General features: G+C 39.0%; 17 protein-coding genes. 9 read left to right on the top strand and 8 right to left on the bottom strand.

Annotated features, from left to right (window positions below; genetic code table 11):
* Positions 1-10: 10 nt before the first annotated feature.
* From AC1XUO_RS02260 to AC1XUO_RS02250, 3 genes are read left to right on the top strand one after another with little or no spacing between them, the layout of a single operon-like run.
* Positions 11-1,492, top strand: coding sequence for a RagB/SusD family nutrient uptake outer membrane protein (locus AC1XUO_RS02260; RefSeq protein WP_483328131.1), 1,482 nt, complete (start codon positions 11-13; stop codon positions 1,490-1,492).
* Between the two features lie 60 nt (positions 1,493-1,552).
* Positions 1,553-2,476 carry a zinc-binding metallopeptidase gene (locus AC1XUO_RS02255; RefSeq protein WP_483328130.1) on the top strand — a complete coding sequence of 308 codons (924 nt, stop codon included), beginning with the start codon at positions 1,553-1,555 and terminating at the stop codon, positions 2,474-2,476.
* Between the two features lie 26 nt (positions 2,477-2,502).
* Complete coding sequence (locus AC1XUO_RS02250; protein ID WP_483328129.1) at positions 2,503-3,798, top strand: DUF4302 domain-containing protein; 1,296 nt, start codon at positions 2,503-2,505, stop codon at positions 3,796-3,798.
* A gap of 755 nt (positions 3,799-4,553) precedes the next feature.
* On the opposite strand, the gene AC1XUO_RS02245 is transcribed toward AC1XUO_RS02250, so the two are convergent.
* The 5 genes from AC1XUO_RS02245 to AC1XUO_RS02225 all read right to left on the bottom strand — a co-directional run bounded on the left by AC1XUO_RS02245 (position 4,554) and on the right by AC1XUO_RS02225 (position 9,403).
* Positions 4,554-5,321, bottom strand: coding sequence for a glycosyltransferase (locus AC1XUO_RS02245; protein WP_483328128.1), 768 nt, complete (start codon positions 5,319-5,321; stop codon positions 4,554-4,556).
* A 27-nt stretch (positions 5,322-5,348) separates the two neighbouring features.
* Entirely contained in the window at positions 5,349-6,701 is a 1,353-nt protein-coding gene (locus AC1XUO_RS02240; RefSeq protein ID WP_483328127.1) for an RNA-binding domain-containing protein, read from the bottom strand.
* A gap of 26 nt (positions 6,702-6,727) precedes the next feature.
* A complete protein-coding gene (locus AC1XUO_RS02235; RefSeq protein WP_483328126.1) occupies positions 6,728-7,999 on the bottom strand; it encodes a glycosyltransferase family 4 protein in 1,272 nt (423 codons plus the stop codon).
* Positions 7,996-8,739 carry a class I SAM-dependent methyltransferase gene (locus AC1XUO_RS02230; protein ID WP_483328125.1) on the bottom strand — a complete coding sequence of 248 codons (744 nt, stop codon included), beginning with the start codon at positions 8,737-8,739 and terminating at the stop codon, positions 7,996-7,998. Before AC1XUO_RS02230 ends, AC1XUO_RS02235 begins: the two co-directional genes overlap by 4 nt.
* A gap of 157 nt (positions 8,740-8,896) precedes the next feature.
* Positions 8,897-9,403 (bottom strand): ORF6N domain-containing protein, encoded by a 507-nt coding sequence (locus AC1XUO_RS02225; protein ID WP_483328124.1) that lies wholly within the window; start codon positions 9,401-9,403, stop codon positions 8,897-8,899.
* Positions 9,404-9,607: 204 nt separating this feature from the next.
* Between AC1XUO_RS02225 and AC1XUO_RS02220 the strand changes: the two genes are divergently transcribed.
* The 4 genes from AC1XUO_RS02220 (at position 9,608) to AC1XUO_RS02205 (ending at position 14,907) form a co-directional block, all read left to right on the top strand.
* Positions 9,608-10,876 (top strand): nucleotide sugar dehydrogenase, encoded by a 1,269-nt coding sequence (locus AC1XUO_RS02220; protein WP_483328123.1) that lies wholly within the window; start codon positions 9,608-9,610, stop codon positions 10,874-10,876.
* 182 nt (positions 10,877-11,058) lie between these two features.
* On the top strand, positions 11,059-12,270 hold the full coding sequence (locus AC1XUO_RS02215) for a glycosyltransferase family 4 protein (RefSeq protein ID WP_483328122.1): 1,212 nt from the start codon (positions 11,059-11,061) through the stop codon (positions 12,268-12,270).
* 27 nt (positions 12,271-12,297) lie between these two features.
* Entirely contained in the window at positions 12,298-13,398 is a 1,101-nt protein-coding gene (gene wecB, locus AC1XUO_RS02210; RefSeq protein WP_483328121.1) for a non-hydrolyzing UDP-N-acetylglucosamine 2-epimerase, read from the top strand.
* 9 nt (positions 13,399-13,407) lie between these two features.
* On the top strand, positions 13,408-14,907 hold the full coding sequence (locus tag AC1XUO_RS02205) for a lipopolysaccharide biosynthesis protein (protein WP_483328120.1): 1,500 nt from the start codon (positions 13,408-13,410) through the stop codon (positions 14,905-14,907).
* 3 nt (positions 14,908-14,910) lie between these two features.
* On the opposite strand, the gene AC1XUO_RS02200 is transcribed toward AC1XUO_RS02205, so the two are convergent.
* Both AC1XUO_RS02200 and AC1XUO_RS02195 read right to left on the bottom strand, forming a co-directional pair.
* Positions 14,911-15,792, bottom strand: coding sequence for an FkbM family methyltransferase (locus tag AC1XUO_RS02200; protein ID WP_483328119.1), 882 nt, complete (start codon positions 15,790-15,792; stop codon positions 14,911-14,913).
* A gap of 227 nt (positions 15,793-16,019) precedes the next feature.
* Positions 16,020-17,003: a hypothetical protein gene (locus tag AC1XUO_RS02195; protein ID WP_483328118.1), complete on the bottom strand. Its 984-nt coding sequence runs from the start codon at positions 17,001-17,003 to the stop codon at positions 16,020-16,022.
* A 634-nt stretch (positions 17,004-17,637) separates the two neighbouring features.
* Here AC1XUO_RS02195 and AC1XUO_RS02190 point away from each other — a divergent pair.
* The gene (locus tag AC1XUO_RS02190) at positions 17,638-18,270 is read left to right on the top strand and encodes a response regulator (protein WP_483328117.1); all 633 of its coding nucleotides are present in this window, start codon (positions 17,638-17,640) and stop codon (positions 18,268-18,270) included.
* A 193-nt stretch (positions 18,271-18,463) separates the two neighbouring features.
* Positions 18,464-19,111 (top strand): response regulator, encoded by a 648-nt coding sequence (locus AC1XUO_RS02185; protein WP_483328116.1) that lies wholly within the window; start codon positions 18,464-18,466, stop codon positions 19,109-19,111.
* A gap of 3 nt (positions 19,112-19,114) precedes the next feature.
* Here AC1XUO_RS02185 and AC1XUO_RS02180 read toward each other — a convergent pair whose 3' ends face one another.
* Positions 19,115-22,285, bottom strand: a complete 3,171-nt coding sequence (locus tag AC1XUO_RS02180; protein WP_483328115.1) for a sensor histidine kinase — start codon at positions 22,283-22,285, stop codon at positions 19,115-19,117.
* Between the last annotated feature and the right edge of the window lie 189 nt (positions 22,286-22,474).

The following is a 22,474-nucleotide window of genomic DNA, read 5'->3' as shown; positions in this document are numbered from 1 at the left end:
GAGATCAGATATGAAAACGAAATATATAAATCGAATTTTCTTATTGACACCGTTGCTTGCCCTGCTTGGGTGTAATGATTTTTTATCAACAGAACCAGATAGTACCCGAGCCACGCTTAAAACCCCTGAACAGGTTTCTCAATTGTTGACCACAGCCTATCCTCAGGGCGGTTATGTGGTTTTTAGTGAAGCCATGAGCGATAACTCTGATGATAAAGGAGTAGGAGAGGACGACCGAGTCAACCGTGGCTCTTATCTTTTTGAAGTAGTTGACGCTCCTGTAGATATTCCGGATTCCCCTGACATGTATTGGGCGAGAGCCTATAAAGCCATTGCAGCGGCGAACCTTGCGTTGCAGGTAATCAGTGAAGCACCCGACCCTTCGATTTTTTCAGCGCAAAAGGGAGAGGCGTTGGTCGCGAGAGCCTATGCGCATTTTATGCTGGTGAGCTTTTTTTCGAAATTTTATGATCCTGAAACAGCTTCAACCGATCCGGGAATACCCTATGTGACAGTTCCGGAAGACGTCGTAGTCAAACAATATGAAAGGAGAACGGTGGCTTATGTTTACGAAATGATCGAGAAGGATTTGGTGGAAGGGTTGCCCTTGATCAAGGATGTCTCCTACACAGTTCCTAAATATCATTTTAATATTGCCGCAGCTAACGCTTTTGCTTCTCGTTTTTACCTGGTTAAACGTGATTACGCCAAGACACTTTCGTATGCGAACAGCGTATTTCCATCAGGAGATATTGCTGCAAATTTAAGGCCCTGGAATACCGATTATTTATCGTTAACGCCTGATGGTTTATTCAAGAGATATACCAGAGCCAGCGAACAGGCTAATCTGCTACTTGTTGAAACAAGCTCGTTGTTTGGTCGTTTCGTTGCCCGATATCGCTATGGCCTGACTAATTCAAAGTGGAACGAGATCAGCCAAGTCTCCGGACTAACAGGCACTAATGCGAGCTGGGCATATCCTGTTTATACGCAGGGAGAGGGCAATTTATTGATTCCAAAATTTACAGAATATTTCGTTAAACAATCTGTCAACGCCGAAATCGGTGATCCCTATGTGATGGTGCCTTTGTTTACAGCCGAGGAAGTTCTATTCAATCGTGCTGAGGCTAACTTGTATCTGGGAAATGGTACAGCCGCATTGGCAGATATCAATTTATTTATGAGCAAACGTTTGAGAAATTATGATGCGGGTACTCAGACCGTAACGCTCCCAAAAATTCGTAGTTATTACGGGTTAAGTAATTCCACGCAAAACAATTCACTTGGATTATTAATATCCATTGCTGATCTGCGGCGAATTGAATTTACACAGGAAGGTATGCGTTGGTTTGATATGCTTCGTTATGGAATTGGTGTTACACATGCAACCCGCAACGGCCAGGTTATTACAGTAGACATCGATGATCCCAAAAGATTGTTGCAATTGCCACAGTCTGTGGTTCAGTCAGGTATACAGTTAAATCCAAGATAGATATTAATCAAAATGTTCAAATTCGCCAGGCTTTTGAACTTGATCTAAATTGAAGAAAAAATGAAGATAAAAATTACATTCAGACCTTTTCTTGCGGCCATGGCATTGACCTTGCTGTTTGGTTCATGCAAAGAAGACAAGCTTGAAAATGTGGAAGAAATTTCTGGCCTGGGCGGAGAGGTGATCCCGCCAACTGCCATTGATAAATACATTTCGGATAGCCTGACGACCCCGTATAACATCATCATGAAATACAGATGGGATCAGTTTGAATTCGGAGATGTCACCAAAACACTCGTCCCTCCGAAGGAGGAGCAGATTATTCCGGTTACGAGGGCTGTTTTAAGCACCTGGATCAACCCGTACATTGCCCAGGCAGGACGCGTTTTTTTTAACAAATACTCGCCAAAAACATTTATTATGTCGGGTAGCGTACAGTATCAGTCAGACGGATCGGTGATTTTAGGGCAAGCGGAAGGTGGAAGGAAAATCGTGCTGTTCGATGTTAATAATTTCCGGGTAAGAGGCATGAGCGGTTACATAGCAGCACGGGATTCTGCCAATGTAAAACAATCAACGCATACTTTACAGCACGAGTTCGCTCACATTTTACACCAAACGATCCTATACCCGGTTGAATTTAAGGAAATTGGCAGAGGACTGTACCAGGGTCAAAACTGGATCAATGTTTCTGATGCAGAGGCTCGCCGGGATGGTTTTATTACGTCCTATGCAAGTTCCGCCTTTGACGAAGATTTTGTGGAGACAGTGGCGACGATGCTTGTTGAAGGCAGGTCCGGATGGGATAAGCTGATCAATTCTATTCCGGCCGGTTTTAGTGTGAACGGAACAAGCCAGGCAGACGCTCAGGCAAAATTGCGGCGTAAGGAAGCTATTGTCGTAAATTATTACAAAACGGCGTGGAATATTGATTTTTATGCATTACAAAAGAAAACCCGCGCTGCGCTGGTTCCCTTGTTATAATCACTGTTCGTTCAAAGAAAATCACGATGAAAAATAAATATCTTTCCTATCTGTTATTGGTTTTCATTGCAGGGCTTTGGTCTTGCAGCGAAGATAATGATGTTTTTGAACAGACGGTAGACCAGCGCATTAATGAAACGGTTACGGCGTATCAGCAGGAGTTAATAGCAGCGCAATATGGCTGGAAGGCGATCATCTATCCGGCTGGCGGAGGCGTATACAGTTTTTATTTCAAATTCAATGATCAGAACCGGGTAGTGATGTACTCTGACTTCGCTTCTGAATCTGCGGTTACGTCCAAGGAAAGCAGTTACAGGCTAAAAGCGATGCAGACGCCTTCGCTGATATTTGATACCTACTCTTACCTGCATGTATTGGCCGATCCTGACGGCAGTGTAAATGGTGGATCTTATGGCGACGGATTAAGGTCCGATTATGAATTTTCGTTCAACACCGATTCCTTAAATACCGAAAATATCACTTTAACCGGAACAAAAAACCAGAGCAAACTGATTCTGATAAAAGCGACGCAGGAAGAAGCCGCTGCTTACGGAAATGGTGGACTAGCCAAGAGCCTTTTATTTTCCAATATTTCGAAGTATTTGACCTACTTCAAACGAGTTACCATTGGAGGTGTTGTTTATGAAATTGCAGTGAATCAGTCGGCAAGGACCGTTACTTTGAACTGGCTTGTCGGTACTACTGTCAATACATTCACCACCGATTATTATTACAGTTCAACCGGCGTTTCCTTCATCACCCCATTTGTGAACGGTTCACAGACTATTACCGGATTTACGGATTTGACCTGGGATGAGTCAAGGTTATCCCTCGGAATGACCGCTGCCGGGAATAAGGTAACGGTTGTTGAAGCCGCAAAACCTTTAAAAGTGGATGTTGCAGCGGCTAGGAGATGGTGGAATTTTGCTGCGGAAAAAGGTTCGTATTGGATTTCCTTGACAGGATTTACCTCGGAAGGGAAGGAGGATTTCTTTGGCGTTACATCAATACCTAATTTTGACTATTTACTCTTTTTTCCAGCCATTGCGTCATCTTCCGGCACGACGTACGACGCTTTTGCGGCTTATGACGGAAATGATTTAATGGGGCCTGCTGTTGTACCATCTTTTAAAACGGATGGAAGGGTTACCTTTTCAGTTCTAGGTCAATACGGGACAAATGAACTTATGAATACAAAAGTTGAGCCACAGGTCGAGGAAGTGAATGGTTATTATTTGATCCAAACATCAGGGATAACTTACGATATGGTAAGTGCAAAAGATGGCAGAACCTGGATTACATGGTTATATCCGTGGGAATAACATATACTTATAGTTTTTGAAATAGTATAACAGCTGCCAGACCTTGATTATCAAGATACGATAATTTCAAATTTTTAATTAAAACAGGAAAGATCTTTTGGGCTTCAAGAGATCTTTCCTGTTTTATGTGACTTTTTGACGAATTGGGCGTATACGAGGTAATTCACATAAAATAAATCTCGCTACATGACAATACGAAATAAGCTTGTCTTTTATGGATTGATCTTTCTCCCACTTGCTGCAATAATCTCAGCTGCAAAATTCGGCTTTGTCACTTCTGATATCTTCGTTGTGTCTCTCGCTGTTTACGTATTTCTTTATCATCCTTGTATAAGCGGACTGCGACTTATTTACTTGGATAAACTGACGAGGAAGAATTTTTGGAAGATGTTTATTCCATTTTGGGGAACAAGGTATTTTAAAGCCTCATTTCTGGATTCAAAAAAATAGCATATAAGTTGAAAATTCGATCGATAAAATAAACTATAAAACTAAGGCGGCCAGCTCGTTTTAAGCTTAATACTTGGAGCTAATAACGATTCATATGAAATCTGTAAACAAGTTCTTTCAGTATTTAATTTTTATTTCAATTATCGTTAAAACGGTGATAGGCTTTTGCGATATTGATCAGGACATAAGTAATTTGATAAATTTCTATTACCGTTTTTGGCTTATCGGGCTCGGGATATCTTTTATAATATGGAATATCTATTTGTGGAAGGTTAAAAAGTAAACAATTTGAATATTATCATTTCCTACCAATATTTTCCATTCTTCCTTGCAAACCAAAATCCACGCCAGAAAATAATTCCATGATTCCAAAGTGAAGGAATCAGGCCAAAATGCTTTTTCAAAACATTATACCGATCTAATAAAGACCGACGGTGATTTTGTATTGACAGCCCGCCCATTAAATATCTACAAAGAATAAAATCCAGATACTGTATCTTTTTTGAGTTTTTTAAACAGGAGATTTCCCAGTCAATATCAGCACTTAGATTGGTGTGATCGTAAGCTGGGGCAATTGCTTTTTTTGCAATAAAAGATTGATGACAAACTTTCATCCCCAGCGCAAAATCTTTCCAGGTAAGATTTTTGGGTAAATCGTGAGGGGTAAATTTGCTTCTCAATCCAACTTCGGTGCCGTCTTCACGTACGAGTAACGCATCGCTGTAATAGACATCAGCGTTACTTTTAAAAGCAGAAATTAATTGACTTAAAATATGCTCATCCTGAACTTCATCCCCGGCATTTAAAAACCATAAATATTTACCTGTAGCGAGATTTAAACCTTTATTCATCGCATCATACAGTCCGCGATCCGGTTCAGAAACTAATTTTGAAATAAAATCGAATTGACTGGCAATGTGTAAGGTCTCGTCTTTAGAGCCGCCGTCAATAATCAAATATTCAGCTACGGTTTTATCCGCCAGTTTTGCCAATGCTTTCTCAACACTTTTCAGCGTTCTGGGCAGGTAGCGTTCCGCGTTGTAGGTAATGGTGACGATTGTTAGTAAAGGCATCCGCTTATGTTTTTGAATGAGTCCGAATCATTCGTCTTTTATGATTTCCCAGTAACCACCTTTATCTGGCCTGATCCGGTTTATTATTTTTTGTTCTTTTAGCTTTTGTATCTGCCATTCAATACCTCGTCTGCTTAATCCGGTAATTTGTTGAATCGCTTTTGCGGTGATGCGGGAATCGGATTTAATCAAATTAAGAATGATTTTATCGGTTTTCTCCACAGTCTTCTCCACAGTTTCCTCCACAGTTTTCTCCACAGTTTTCTCCACAGTTTTCAGCACAGTTTGTGTAGAAACAATAACTCTAAAACCGTGCTGAAAATTTTCAAAAACGGGAGCTTCCAAACCATAACTCAGAAAGGCATTTTGAATTCTTTTAATACCTGAACCATATTTTTCAATAACACCAGCTTCTTTGAAAATCGAAGATACCTTTTTATTTCTTGCCTGCGAAGTGTAATCGCCATTGAGTAATTGTTCAATGGAAATAGATTGTGGCAATGCGCCTGGATTAAAAAATTCGATATGATGATCAAAAACTTTAACAGAGGAATCACCATAATGCATGTAGTCGCGGTGGACGATCATGTTAATAATGATCTCCCGAATTGCATTCAGAGGATATTCCCAACGTTCCTCGCGTTGAGGATTACCGGTTATGATATACTCTTTGTTTATATGTTTTTTGACGAAAGTTAATACATCTTCGATTTGAGAAAATAAATCGCTGCGTAGCGTTAAGCCATCTTTTATTAAGGTTTGAGCAGAGAATCTTCCCAATTCAATCGTGGCCAGAAACACATCATTTTTCGCAAATAAGAGATGACAGGCGTTGGCTATTTTTGACTCTTTGATCAGTTCAAATTTGTTCAAAACCGTTAACGGATCATCCTGCAACGGACTTTCTTTAAGTATGTTAGACTTTTCTATAAACGAACTTACTTTTTCCAGCGAAATATCGTCGAGTTTGTAGTCGTTCGTTGCATAGCTATCCCAACTTGTGTTGAAAGTTTTAAGATGCATATCCGAAATCTCGCTCAAATTTAATTGATGATTTGAGTTTTGGACGCGTTTGAAATAACGTCCGCGAAAGGCTACCGGTTTGATTGGGAATTCTTTAATCGAGAGTGAAATAATTTCTTTTCCTTCGACTTCAATTAGTTCAGAATCCGGAATAACCGAAGGCTGTGTTTTGTGTTTAATTTCATTAAGCCATTGCTGAACAGTTTCTTCCCGGATGACGAAATTTTTGACGGGTTCACCGTCATCATTCAAACCAATAAAAATTTGTCCGCCCTTGGTGTTGGCAAAGGCTACCAACGTTTCAATCACAGCGTCACTGAAACTGCTTTTATATTCGGTATTTGAGTTTTCAGACATAGGTAAAAGATATGAAAACTGCCTTGTCATTTGTTTTTTAACAATGATTTGTACAGTGTTTCATATTGAGACGCGACAATATTTTCCGCGTAACTTCCCAAAACTTTTCCCCGTGCTTTTTTAGAAATTTCTCCGTCCTTATTGTTTTCCAAAACCCACTGAATTCCTGTCGCAAGCGACTCAACAGATTTGTATTCTGAAAGATATCCGTTCTGCTGATGATCAATCATTTCCGGAATTCCACCTATGCTGAACCCAACAGCCGGCGTTCCGCAAGCGAAGGATTCCATAATGGTATTCGGTAAATTTTCTTCCAGCGAAGGCGTTACAAAAACCGAGGCAGCATTGTAAGCCAAACCGATTTGTTTTATATCGGACAAATGTCCGAGTTTGTGTGTCTTAAATGATAATTGATTTAACACTTCGTCTTCCGCCTGACCGAAAACCAGGAGCTCAATATTTTCGGAAAGCTCTGTGGATTGATTTTTAAGTTGAGATAATGCCTCCTGAAAATAGGAAAATCCTTTCATCAGCGCGTTAATACGCATGGCTGCGAAAAGGATTAAATGTTTGTCTGTTGGTAAATTTAATTGCTGTCTCGCTTCCGTTTTTGAGATCGGCGAAAATACGCTGATGTCAATTGGATTAGGAATCGATTCAATCTTAAATCCATTAAGCAGACTACTGTTTCGGGCTCTTTTTGTCAACCATTGACTGCAACCAACCGCTGTAAAATGATTGGGTTGATAAGCTGAGTTTTTGGAAAACCAGTCTTTTCTGGAAATGTCATTTCCACCCGGATTTTTCAAAAACTTACAGTTTCCGCATTCAATCTGGTAGTTTTCGCATTCGCCACTATGATGACAGCCACCTGTAAAAGGCCACATGTCATGGAAAGTCCAGACGACAGGTTTTCCTAACGCCAATAATTTTTTTATCGAATCAGTTGATAAAAAACCAAAGTTAACCCAATGTAAATGAATGATATCTGCATTTTGAACCAGCGGATGTTTGCTTATATCCACACCAACAATCCCACGATTAAACAGAAAACGAATTTCTTTTGACCGTTCATAGGGTAGAAACAAAAGTCGTTCCGCGATAAATCTCGCCCAGACAAATTGTTTTTTTAACGAAGTATTTGCGATTGTTGTAACAGCCGGATTATCCGTTTTTTTTTCCTGAACCAGTATATCGCCTTTAATGGACGAATGTTTTTCCAAAGCCTTTTGCAGTCGGGAGCAAGCGATGGCCGCGCCGCCGCTACTGTCGCTGGTATTGATAAAAACTACGTTCATGCACGGGCAGTTATGACGATGTAAGGCGACAATGCCTTTGTTTCAAACGGAAAAAACTTGGAGAAAACCTTCAATGTAAACCAGGTAGATTTGCGGAAAGCCTGCACCCAGGCAGGCTGTTTATTTTCATTTTCCAGCCAAAGCATAAAGCGGCCGGAATAATAAACTTCAATATCTTTCAATCCGAGATTTTGGCAAATGTTACGCAGATAGACCAGATCCATACTTTCAATATAATGCTTGTCGTAATTGTCGCGGTCAAATGTCTTTTGAAACCAACCGTTTAATCCCTGGAAATTTGGCAGGGAAATAAAAAGGATTCCATTTTCAGAAAGAAACTGAGTATGTTTTTGGATAATTTCTGTGGTGTTTTGGAAATGTTCGATCAAGCCGTTTGACATGACGAGGTCATATTTTCCAACGGGAGTATAATTGAATAAATCCGCTTCAATCGTCCCGACCGAACCTTCGGCAACTTGATTCGCTTTTTCAAGATCATGCAGAATCTTCGGATGAATGACGAAATCCAGCAGATCGGTTTTAATCTTTAAATTCTTAAACGCCCAAACGGAATAGTAACCGGGAAATCCACCGATTTCAAGCAGATTCTTTACCTGATTTGTCGTAACCAGTTTTTTTAAAAGAGACAAGAACGGATAATTATCAGGGATGCTAAAAACGAGTCCGGTCTTACTTTCCCAATAATTCAACCAAAATTCTTTATCCGTCAGGCCATTCATAGATTTAAAAACAGATTATGCTTATTCGAAACTTTGCAGAAACACCAAAGTTACAATTTCAGAATTAAGATGTCTTTAAAAAATATGCATGTTGGGGAATTTAATTGGTATTTCCATCCATCTTGAGGTCACAGTTTGTGATCTCAAGATTTGAATATTATTCGTGGCTATTTTTAAACCCTATCGCTTTGCGTTCAGGATTAGGCGGATTTAATAGAAAATTCAACGCTTCATAAATGTCTTTAAATTTCACCTGCATCTCATTTTCCAGGCTTTCAATACGCTGTTTCAATTCCGTTGAATCCGAATAATATTGCCTGATCATGACAAAGGCGCGCATAATGGTGATGTTTACTTGAAGTGCTTTCTTACTTTTCAGTATGGTTGAAAGCATTGCAACACCTTGCTCTGTAAATGCAAAAGGTAAATATTTGCTGTGTTCTCCTTTGCCATTCTCTAAGGTCACAATTTGTGACCTTAGAGAATTATATTCCGCTCTGGTAACTTCAAACATAAAGTCGTCGGGAAATCTATCTCTATTTCTACGGACAGCTTGTTTTAAAACTTTCGTTTCAACTTCATACATTTCTGCCAAATCGAAATCCAGCATAACTTTCTGTCCACGAAGCGTGAACACTTTGTTTTGTATAGCGATCAGTTCCATAGATTCAGTGTTTAAATTATATTGAATACTGAAAATTGGTAATTAAGTCACAGCTAATCCCCCATTCTCTAAGATCACAATTTGTGATCTTAGAGAATTTAAAAACCGCCAATTTCATAAACTCCATCTCCACAGATTCCCCCAAAATTTTCTGATCATAATTAATATGGCTAGTTTTATGTCCTCGTTTTAAATTTTACCAAAATGTTGTCAGAAATTGCTGCAAGTAAAATTGCAATTATTGGTCTTGGTTATGTTGGTCTGCCGCTGGCGGTGGAATTCAGCCGGAAATATTCAGTACTTGGTTTTGATATTAATAAGGAGCGCGTCGCTGAATTGAAGCGTGGCTACGACCGAACGCAGGAAATTTCTTCGGAGGATTTACAACGTGTTCAGGATCTGCAATTTTCAGATGAATTGTCAGCATTGGCGACCTGCAACATTTTTATCGTAACGGTTCCGACGCCGATCGATAACTATAAAAAACCGGATCTTGGCCCACTTTTGAAAGCGAGTGATACCGTTGGTAAAGTTTTAAAAAAAGGAGATATCGTCATTTATGAATCCACAGTTTATCCGGGTTGCACCGAGGAAGATTGTGTTCCGGTTCTGGAAAGAGTAAGTGGTTTAAAATTCAATATTGATTTTTTCTGCGGTTATTCTCCGGAGCGTATAAATCCGGGTGATAAGGTCAATACGTTGACCAAAATCAAAAAAGTTACCAGCGGTTCAACACCGGAAATCGGTGAATTTGTCAATACTTTATACGGAACCATTATCACAGCCGGGACGCATTTGGCATCGAGTATCAAAGTTGCCGAAGCTTCAAAAGCAATTGAAAATGCCCAGCGCGATGTCAATATTTCCTTTGTTAATGAACTTGCGTTGATCTTTGACCGGATGGGAATTGATACGACGGAAGTTTTGGAAGCTGCCGGAACAAAATGGAATTTCCTGAAATATAAACCCGGTTTGGTAGGCGGACATTGCATTGGTGTCGATCCGTATTATCTGGCCTACAAAGCCGAGTCTCTGGGTTATTATCCCCAAGTAATCCTTTCTGGTCGCCGTGTAAATGATACCATGGGTGTTTTTGTTGCTAACAAACTGGTTAAACTTTTGATCAAAAAAGGACATAAAATTGAAGGCAGCCGTGTGTTAATTTTGGGTATCACGTTCAAAGAAAACTGCCCGGATATTCGCAATACGCGTGTTGTCGATGTTTATAAAGAATTGAAAGATTTCGGTATGGAGGTTGATGTGTGTGATTCCTGGGCTTCGGCGGACGAGGTTAAACATGAGTATGCCATCGCCCTGGCAGATAAACCAAACGGGAAATATGAAGCCGTTGTATTAGCCGTTGCGCATGATACTTTTAAAGAGTTGAAGCTGACAGATTTTACAAATACAAATTCTGTTCTTTTTGATCTGAAATCCACTTTACCAAAAGATTCAGTCGATTCACGACTATAAAAAATACCTGCAACCGGAATCAATTCAAAAATGATTCCGGTTAATTTTCTTCTCTAATACTTTTTAAATTTTCGCCTTCGATATTATCTCAATTGCATTAAAGTAAGCGAAACATTTCTTCCCTTCTTAAAATTGTCTGCGAATGTGTACTTTTGCAGGAATTACCACAAGATTTTTGACGCATGCGTGTTTGTTTTGTTATGGCGGGGTTGCCGCATTATTTTGCCTTGATATTGAATAAAATGGTTTCCGACTACGGAATCGAAGTTATTCTCGTCAAACCTACCCAACAAAGCAAAGCGCTGGGCGCTGGCGTGAAGGAAGATAAATCGGCGGCGAACTTCCGGTTGGTTGAACTTCCTGAGTTTACAACCTGGTACGGAAAGTCTTTTTTTGAAAATCTTATCCCGACTTTGCAGGAAATAAAACCGGACATAATTGTAATGTCTTCCTGGCCTTATTTTCTTCAACTGGTACTAAATCCTCCTTTCTATTTCAAACTGAAAAAAATCGGTGCAAAATTAATTTGCCGGGATATACCTTTTAACACTGCGTATTGGGGGAAAAGTCAGGAGTACTATTATTCGGGACAAAACATTACAGAAGATCTTGATGCCAATAAAAAAAACTGGAAAGGTGCACTTTATTTCCGTGCAATAACCTGGCTTCGGAAATTATATCTTCCATTGGCCGATGCGCATATCAATTATTACGATGAAGGCCGCGATATCATTGGAAGTTATGGTGTGCCCAAAGAAAAAATATTTATCGCCGCAAATTCTCCGGATACCGACGAATTGTTGGCTGCTTACGAAGAAGTTTTAAAACAACCCGAAATTTTGCCTGCGAATCCACACCGTGTTATTCATGTGGGAAGACTGGTGAAATGGAAACGCGTGGATATGCTTATTCAATCGGTTAAAGATTTGAAACGGTTTTTTCCTGATATAGAATTGGTGGTTGTAGGTTTTGGTCCGGAAGAAGAGAATCTTAAAAAGTTGGCTGGAAAACTTGGTGTTTCTGACAATGTAATATTTGTCGGCGGAGTTTATGATGCATTAACGCTGGGTAAATATCTGCATGTTTCGTCAATTTATTTGTTAGGTGGAATGGGTGGGTTATCCATTAATGATGCCATGTGTTTTGCCAAGCCGGTTATTTGTTCGGTTGCGGATGGAACGGAAAGACGTTTGGTAAGGGAAGGATACAATGGTTTTTATTTTGAAAACGGGAATCAGGAAAGTCTGAACCTAAAAATGAAAACGTTGCTTCAGGATCCCGAAAAAATCAGCACCTTTGGTGCAAATTCGTTGCGCATAATAAAAGAAGAAATCAATATACACAGTGTGCTGAAAGAATACATGGTTGCCTTCCATTATGTTTTGGCGCATTGATCTGTTTAAATTCTGGTTGATTAAAAAATGAAAATTCTGAGTATTGTTGGTGCCCGTCCAAACTTCATGAAAGTGGCTCCGTTGCACCGCGCTTTTTTACAACATCCTGAAATCGATTCTAAAATCATTCATACCGGTCAGCATTACGATGCCCGTATGTCGGATGTGTTTTTTAATCAGCTGGAATTACCGAAACCGGATTATTTTCTCGGTATCGGCGGCGGCTCGCATACGCAGCAAACGGCCAAGATCATGATCGAATTTGAACAGGTAATGCTGGCTGAAAAACCGGATGTCGTGCTGGTCGTTGGGGATGTGAATTCAACAATTGCCTGTGCGATGGTCGCTGTGAAAGAACATATCCCTGTCGTTCACGTGGAAGCAGGTTTGAGAAGTGGTGACCGTGGAATGCCGGAGGAAATCAACCGGATCATGACGGATTGTATCGCTGACGATCTTTTTGTTACAGAACAAGCAGGTATTGACAATTTGAAAAGAGAAAGCATTCCGGATGAAAAAGTACATTTTGTCGGAAATGTGATGATCGATTCGTTGGTATACTATCGTCAGAAAGCCTCGACGTTAACGCTGGTACGCGATCTTGGATTAGAGCCAAAATCCTATGTTTTGATGACGATGCACCGTCCAAGCAATGTGGATTTTCAAGAAGGATTGACCAATATTTTGAAAATCATCAAAGAAACTTCAAAAAATAAAACCGTACTTTTTCCTGTTCATCCAAGAACACTGAAAAATATGGAAACCTGGGGTTTGCTGGATGAACTGCAAAGTCTTCAAAATGTGATTTTAATGGAACCGCAAGGGTATCTTGAATTTTTACATTTGATGGAAAATGCTGCTTTGATCATCACCGATTCAGGTGGGATTCAGGAAGAAACGACGTATCTGCAAGTGCCTTGTCTAACCTTCCGTGCGAGCACAGAACGCCCGGTTACTGTGGAATTAGGAACTAACATTTTATTAAGTGACCTGGATCCGGTTTCTGTTGCTGAAAAGGTACAGGATATCCTGGCCGGAAGAGTAAAAGAAGGCATTATTCCTCCATTTTGGGATGGACATGCCGCTGAACGTATCGCAGCAATATTGATACAGAAATACGCTAAATAGACTTTCAGAGTGGGAATCGTTGTTCGTCAGAGTCTTAAAGCTGGTCTTGGATCGTATATTGGGGTAGGGATTGGTATCATCAATCAGATGTATGTTTCTACGAAATTTCTATCTGTAGAACAGCTAGGACTTTCGCGTTTGCTGTTTGAAAACAGTTTGCTTTTTGCAGCATTTGCACATTTAGGAACTCCATTTATAGCGGACAAATTTTTCAGTCTTTTTCGAAATGACGAGGAGGAACATCATGGAATTCTAGCGTTTCTCCTTTTTCTTCCTTTCGTAGGTGCTGCGATTTTTGGGATTATTTATCTCGTATTCACACCAGCAATCCACGCGTATTTTGCTGAGAATTCTCCGATGCTGCTGAAATATCATTATCTGGTTATTCCTCTAACTATATTCTGGATTTATATTTTTGTCCTGGAAGCTTATTGTCGGAATAATTCCCGAATTGCCGTTCCCAACTTTATCAGAGAAGTGTACCTCAAATTAGCAAACGTCTTGCTGATTTTAATGTTTGGTTTTGGCTGGCTGAGTTTTGAAGTGTATCTCTTTCTGTATGTCGCTTCGTATGGTTTGGCAATTGTTATTTTGTTGGGTTATATCAAACAGCTCGGTAGATTATACTTCCGGCTTCCCGATAAAAAAATCCTGACGCGCTCGTTGATTTTACAAATGCTTGGATATGGAGGATTCACATTGCTTGGGGGCATAGGAGTAAACCTCATGCTTTTCATTGACCGAACGATGGTGGCTGGCGAAAAAGGACTAATCAGTGCCGGGATATTTATTATTGCATCTTATATTGCCGGTGTAATTGAAATTCCAAGAAAAGCAATTGCCCAAATTTCCATTCCCTTATTGGCAGCTTCTTTGGTAAAGGGTGATTATGACCATGTTCGAATGATGAATCAAAAATCAGCATTAAATCAGCTTATTGCGGGTGGTGTTGTATTTCTTTTAATCTGGGCTAGCATTGATGATATCTTCTTTTTGATACCCAAAGGAAGTACTTATGGTGAAGGAAAATATGTGGTGCTTTTTCTGGCGCTGGTGAAAGTGTTTGACATCGCAACTGGTCTGAACACGGAAATTATTTTGTATTCAAAGTTCTTTAGATTCGGTACTTTATTTATTATCGCTTCTGCTTTTATAGGATTTTTATTAAATCTGTGGTTAATACCAATTCATGGTTTTTTAGGTGCAGCAATCGCCACGGCATTCACAACTTTGATTTACTCAATCGCCAGAATGACCTTCGTATGGTGGAAATTTGGAGTTCTTCCTTTCACAAATAAAACTTTTCAGGTTGCACTAATTCTTGGCGTTTTATACACGCTCACCTTTCTTTCTCCTGATTACGACAGAACCATACTATCTGCTATGTTGATGATGGCTATCCGATCATCAATCATCATTATTTTCTTCATACTTCTGGTAGTGAAATTCAGAATCTCTGAAGAAATCAATGATCTAGTAGGTGGTTTACAGAAAAGATTTTTGAAATAATTTCTATATCAAATCACTACCCAATCTAATTTTTCTTGACGTTTTGATACGGTTTTCCACAAAAGCCAGATCCCGGATGTATATTGTGTTTTCAGGATTTGTAGCCGTTATTTTAGTTAGTTTTCTTTCAGCAGGAAAGTAATTGTAAGGAACGAAACCCAGGCTCAATAACTTATCATGGATATAGTTCTGGCCGAATTCATATTGGTCCGAAAGACCATTGGTTTCCATAATAATAATCCTCAACTCCGGTCTTTCCAACGTTTCTGAAGCACCATTGATGACATTGGCCTCAAAACCTTCTACATCAATTTTTAGTAAACTTACGTTTTTATCAACCAGTAAGTTGTCCAGAGAATTTACAGGAACTTCAGTAACAGGACCACTGAAAGTGTTGTCATTAATTACATGATTGATCGCATCCAGCGCATTTGAAAAAATCAGCGTTTCTTCCTTATCCCCAACCCCTAGATTATAGAGCTCAGATCTATCCTGTAAATTATTGTAATTGATATTACGTTTCAGATTTGCAAATGTAGAGGGAATTGGTTCAAACGATAATGATTTTGCGCCCGTTATCCCTGACGCCAGAACTGAATAAACACCAATATTGGCGCCCACGTCTACAAATGTATCTTCCGGACGCAGATAGTGCATCACAAAAAGCATTTCATTGGTATCGTATAAGCCAGTATAAATTTGCAGTTCCGCACTCGACATACCCTTATCAACAACCAGCGAAACATGCTCGACAAAAGGGTAAATCATGGGATGTTTGTGCAGGCGAATAACCAGTCCTCTTTTGAAGAGTGTCAACAATGCTTTTACCTTCCTGTCCTTGTTTAAGGGATGGCCCAGAACCGTCTTTATCGTTTTTAATTTCATTCTAAAATTGGGGGATTTTGAAATTATTCCCGCTATCAATGCAAATATTAAAATAGAGTGCTAATGTAGTATATTTGTGGCCCCTGTGCAAAATTGCAGTGTCGAAGTAGTACCTTAAATCCTGGCGTTTCAGTGTCAGCAAATACAAGGGTTGGTTTTAGGCGATCCGTTCAGCTATATTTAAGATGCTGCTTTTTGATGTGCAATATTCTAAATCGTTTAGCAATCTAATCGGTAAGAATCTTTTGATAAGTAATTTTCAACGATTCCTTTCCACCCACATTTTTCTTGAATCGGATTAAATCCGGCTTTTCATTTCCATGATTATCCACAGAAATTCCCTGATCCAGTATTGTTATCTGCTGGTTCTGGCAAAAATGATAAAGTTCATCGTAAAGCATCACAACCGGACTGAAACTTCTGTATGAAATTAGATCAGCGATTAGGAAATTATATAATACCCCGGGATTAATCCGAATGGCAACACTTACGGCAATTAGCTGGCGTTGATGTCTTACAGTAAATAGTAAAACTTCATTTGGGAATTGTGTAAACAAATTAAGTAACTGATTCTCGGAGATCGATAAAGGATATTCTTTCTCATTAAATGAGTTTCTGATAAAATTATACAAGGTCGTGTCAGGATGAGTTTCTTCCTTCCCTGCCAGAAATCCTTCCTTTAAGCACTTATTCAGTCTCCTTGATTCTTGCCTGGAAATCGTTTCGGAAAAAGGATATGGGCTAACTTCAATGTGTAAATTTCGCTGTACTTTGTAATTTCGGAAGCCAGCTTTCAAATAAATTTTATTCAAACGTTTGTGAAGCGTCAGGTTGTAACATGATGGTCGGGTGGTAATGGTCAGGAATTTCTGGTTCTGATCAATTGCTGTTTTTATGACACATGATAGTAAAAAAATCAGTGCTTCGTCAGTACAATCTTCATGACAATTTATCCCCCCAAAAGATGCACGGATCGGCGAGTGAAATTCTGGCCTATCAGTACTTTTGAAAAAATGAATAGAAGCAAGAATATGTGGATAATCGTTTCGGTAAAGAAGAAAGGAGAATATTTTGTCCCCTTGCGTTTTCAAATGCCGGGAAGTGTTAAACAGATCTGGTTGGAAAGCATAAAGTTCATCTCCCGGTAAATTCGGTACAAAGAGTCGTACTTGAAACGAATCTTCTATCCAGACACTATTCAGGTTTTCCAAAATTTCCAGTTGTGTGTAATTAATTGCAATAATTGAATATCAGAGATAAAGACTTTCTCATACCGTTGGATAATATTCCCCGATTCCAGTGGGGATAAAAATATCATTTAAGCGACCAAATAATTGGTGGTTTTTGGTTTTTATGCGTAAAACTACTAACAAAAAAATCATTAAGTACTTGCTTTATAGCTATTTAAAAGAAGTTCTTGTGATTGGATGCATTCTTTCTATCTATTTGTAGATTGAAATTCAAAATTATGTAGGACTAGCATGATTTTTTTTATCGAATTATCTTTGTAATTTAAAAGTTGAAAATTTTTTTATGCAAAAAACGAATAACGCTACTTTTAATAAGCTGTTTTTTAACTAAAATATCTAACTTGTACCTCTAATATAAAATGGCGCGGGTTTAATCGTTAGAAAAGGATATATTTTGCCAGATTGTGGCACACTGAATCTTGAATTCAAGGGTATTTTATTATAATTTAATTATCTTTTCACCATCTATTAGGAAGTTATTACATCTATTTACCAAGTATTTAGAATTATGGCGACAATTTCGTGTTTTGGTTCATAATTAATTCTAACTTTGGAGTAATACTATTTCTAGTGTCATCTAGTATATAAATTTTTCATGAAGCACATACTTATTGCCGAGGATCACGCAGTTGTACGAATCGGAACAAAACACCTCCTAAAATCTCTGATACCGGAATCTCAAATTACGGGTGTCGATACATTTCAGAAAGTGCTTCTGGAATTAAGTAGTCAAAGTTTTGATCTGCTTATTTTGGATATTAACATTCCCGGCGGGAATAACACAAAAATGATAGAGACTATCAGGATTAAGCGTCCTGAAATTCGCATACTTATGTTTTCAAGTTATGACGAACAATTGTATGGCTTACTATATCTACAGGCTGGCGCAGATGGATACCTATCCAAAGACGCTGCGGAAGATGAGTTCAAAACTGCTGTCTTGAGCGTACTGGATAATAAAAAGTACATGAGTGCAGATATGCAGCAGATTAACATCAACAGACTTATCAATCCAAAGGAGTTTCTTCCAGATCCAATCGTAAGTCTTTCTCCAAGGGAGAAAGATGTCATGAACCTTTTGAAAGAAGGGTTTGGGACGGCAAAAATCGCAGAGAAGCTGAGTCTGCAATTGTCTACCGTGAGTACTTATAAAGCTCGTATCTTTGAAAAGATGGGGGTTAAAAATATCGTGGAATTGATTACAAAAATCAAACTTATTGATAGTTGATATTGGTATTAACCGGATCAAGAGTCAGATGCCAGGAATTTCCTGGCATCTGTTTTTTTTTACAAATACCTGGTCAAATACCTGAAAAATTAAGTAGATTTAATTCTACAAATAAGTAGAAAATTTTTCAAGGTTAGAGTTGCTATAATTCAGTAATTTTGTTTTCTTCTTCGTTCAGTAGCAGATATTATAAATGAAAAGAATTTTAATTGTCGAAGATCATGCAATCGTTAGAATGGGCATTGATTTCTTAATAACGGATATGTTTGCCCGAGTTGAAGTTAAGCAAGCCTCAACTTTTAGTGCCACGCTCGATATCCTTTCGAAAATAAACTTCGATATGGTGATGCTGGATATAAATATTCCGGGCGGTGAAAATAACCGGATGATTCAGATTATTCGTAAAATTCAGCCTGAGATAAAAATCTTAATTTTTTCCGGACTGGAAGAGGAGATTTATGCATTACATTATCTGAATGCAGGAGCGAACGGCTATTTATCAAAAGGAGCTTTGGAAGATGAATACAAAGTGGCTATTGCGTCTGTACTGAATGATGGAAAGTATATTAGCAGCAAGGTTCAGAGGTTAATGGTAAAGAATATTCTTGATCACAAATACGGCAGTTATAATCCACTTGAGGATCTCTCCAAACGTGAGCTTGAAGTTATGTATCTATTAGCGCAAGGAAAATGGACAAAGGAAATTGCAGCCGTTTTGAATCTGAAAGAAACGACTATCAGTACCTATAAATCGCGTATTTTTGAGAAAATGGAAGTAAGCAACGTCATAGAAATGTTTAGAAAGCTCGAATTATACAAGACGGAAGCGCAGGACAATTAAGGATCATTTATCTTCCTTAAATATGAGATGAATACGGGTCCCATCAATTTTCTCAACAAATATTTTTATTTTCAGTGTCATAGAAATCTCTTTGACAATCGTTAAGCCAAGTCCGCCATACGATTTAGCCAGCACTTTCGACTTTTCGTAAGAATCTGATTTTGATTCATTATTAAGCCATTGCAAAATTTCATCTGGCATCCCCGGTCCCGTATCTGAAATGATAAGGTGCGTATAAGGAGGCCGTTTTTCGGTATGCATTTTTATGAAACCTCCCTGGCAGACTTTATTGGCGTTATCCACCAGGTTATGAACTATGATACCCAGGAGCTGCGGATTGGTATTAACGGTGACACTGCCGTCCACTTCGTTGATGAAAGTATTAGAATGTTCATTGAAAACCCCCTTAAATATCTCCAGGTTTTCACTGAGCGATTGCTTTAGATTTGTCTCTTCCAACTGAATATTGCTGCCATAGACCTGTGTCTTGACATAACCGATCAGGTTTTCCAGTAAATGGTGCATATGATCAGCCGTAAATTCTATTGTTTTTCCAAGCTCAGAAACGGACTCAAATTTTTCGTTTCTTACCATCAGATCAATACGTCCCGCAGACTTGGAAACGAATTTTAGAGGCGTTTTGATGTCATGTGACATCGAAGCAATGAGCCTGGTTTGTATGTGCATTTGTCGTTGCAGCTCTTGCTCTGACTTTTCCAGCGCACCCAGCGTATGCTCCAATTTCCTTGTACGCCTTGCAATTCTCAATTCAAGCAGTTGATTCTCTTTTTTAATGATTTTGAGCCTTACTTTTAAAAATAAATATACCGCTAAAATTACAAGGATCAGACAGGCAAGCTTAAACCATATTGTTTCATACCATGCCGGAGGGACAATGATCGTAATTTTCCTTATCGTATAATTACCGACTCCAAAACCGTTGATATTCCTGACGTACAGGGAATAATTGCCAGTGCCTAATGCACCCAGGGAAATCGTTGTTTCTCTCCCGTCCAGATCCAGCCAATCTGGTCCCATCGGACTTTTATCCGTATTCCTGAGGATGGCATAAGAAATATCAAGATTAGACAGATCGCCGAAGTAGGCCATAGCCAAATGAATTTTGATTTGTTGCGGATCGACCGGGAAATTTAATGTGTCGTTTGAAATGAAGTTATGGGCGCCGCGAAGTTCGTAGCGGTCCAGCAGGATTTTGTTTGTCGGTAATTCCTGACGCGTTTCCTCAGGAATAAACCACACCAGACCGTCCAACGATGGGAGTGATACATATTTATTACCTAATCTTATCGCGCAGGGTTGACACCCGCCGTTGAATTCGTTCGTGTAAAAGCCTTGCTCCTTGGTATACCGAAGGTAAAAAACGTCCGAAGTGCCACCCGTTTTAGATAAGGAAGCATAATTGAGCAGATCTTTTCTAGCTACTTTAAAAAGCCCCTTGTTCGTCGTAATCCAGAAGAAATCATTCTTGTCAGCGAAAATACAGTGAGCTCCTGTCAGAAACTCATTTTTATCAAGCGGGAACTTAGTTAAACCATTTTCACCGAATAAAAATAAACCGTCTTCATAGGTCGTAATCCAGATATTACCCCGGTTTTTCTTACCAGTTGACTGATCAATATGCATGCTTCTGACATAAAGTTTGGTCGTCCCTTCTATTACATCCGTTTTTTTTGATAACAAGTTGAGCAGAAAAACCCCATGGTCTGTCCCTACGACCAACGTGTCAGAATTTTTCTCTAAAATAAATGAGATTCTTCTCAGGTCACCTTTTTTAAAGAGCTTGGGTTCTGGTTTAGGGTCGGAAAGGTTAATCCTGAATAAACCTGATTCGCGGGTGCCGATCCAGATTGTACCATCGTTTCCCTCATATATGTGATTAATCTCAGCGTTGATCTTCCAGGATCCTATCAATTTATTTTCTTTGATCTGGTAGCAATAAATGACGCCCCCGGATTTTCGCCAGACTTTTCCCTGTTTGTCAGTCAATATTCCATAACTATCCGCAGCGTTTTTTTCAGAACTGATAACAGATAATTCTTTATTGATCGTGGCTGTGCCTTGCCTGTTCCTGCTTAATACAAATCCTCGTGGGGTTAAAACGCTGTTAGAGTCGTACGCAGTTTGTCCGTAGAAAACGTTATCAAGATTGCTTCCCGTGGTTCGCAGTGTGATAAACTCTTTACGCTTTAAAATATATAATCCGTTGGTGACGCTTCCTAAAAAAAAACGTTGGTTTTGACCGTCAAAATGAATTGAAGAGATGTTCCTTTCTCCAAAATCGAAGTTTTTAAGAACAAGGGTAGTGTTTAGGTTATTCCCCGACGTCTCCTTTATTTGATAAAGATTTTTGTTGAAATAAACGAAGACCTGATCCGAAATGTTATTCCAGTAAATCTCCGATCGGTTTTTTTGATCGTTATAGGCTTTGTCCTTCAGAATGTCTCCAGTGAGTTCAAACCTTATCAACCCGGTACCTGTTATTTTGGTAAGGCTGGCATCTTTTGTAAAACGATAAAGATTTTTATCAATCGTAAAGCAGTCCCAATATTTTAAATCAGCGAAAGGCAGTTCGAATTTTTTTTTCCAGTTCGAGTAATATTCAATTTTTTCATGATGGCATATGTAAAAGTTGCCTTTTCCGGAACCTATCGGGATGATGTAATTTGGAGGATCGGCCCACTCCCGCATATAGTTAGGGGCTCCATTTGCTAAAATGGAAGTTTTTCGTGGATTCCGCATAAAGGGAATTCTTAAAATACAGTTGTTGTAATACTCAGAATCCAAAAGAGCTTTGCCGGATTCAATCCTTATAAATTCGTAATTTTCAGCGACAGCATAAAATCTCTTTACGTTTCGGCTTTCGGAAACATCAGGCTGTAGCATCGAAAACCTATTGTTTGAAATAGGTAGGTTGGATTTTGTAAAAAGATAAAAATTACGCCCATCAAACCGTACCAATCCAGTTTCAGAGACTATCCATATAAAACCCTCCGAATCTGCACTTATGTTTTTTACAGTGTTTTGCGGCAAGCCGTTTTCCTCGGTGTAGTGCGAAACTGAAAAGTTTGGATCATTTTCAGGCTGCTGCCCAACGACCAGCACGGGACATGCCAAAAGAAAGTAAGTAACACCAAAAAGGATTAAGTTTTTCACGACGCAGGGCTAAGAATTTATAACTGTCAAGTATACTATCCCTAGACGATGGAATGTTAATTAGGTAACAGGATATGTTAAAAAAATTCTATTTTTATAAACTAAATTCTATTTTAAATGTAGTAAAAATTTTGATTAAAATTTGAAACTAATTTTATTGTTGTGGATTAGGGGCTTGAATGAGTGTTT

The organism is Dyadobacter sp. HNCC25DJ186, from assembly GCF_056895235.1.
The sequence above is the reverse complement of the archived record's forward strand: the minus strand, read 5'-3'. Positions and strand labels throughout refer to the sequence as shown.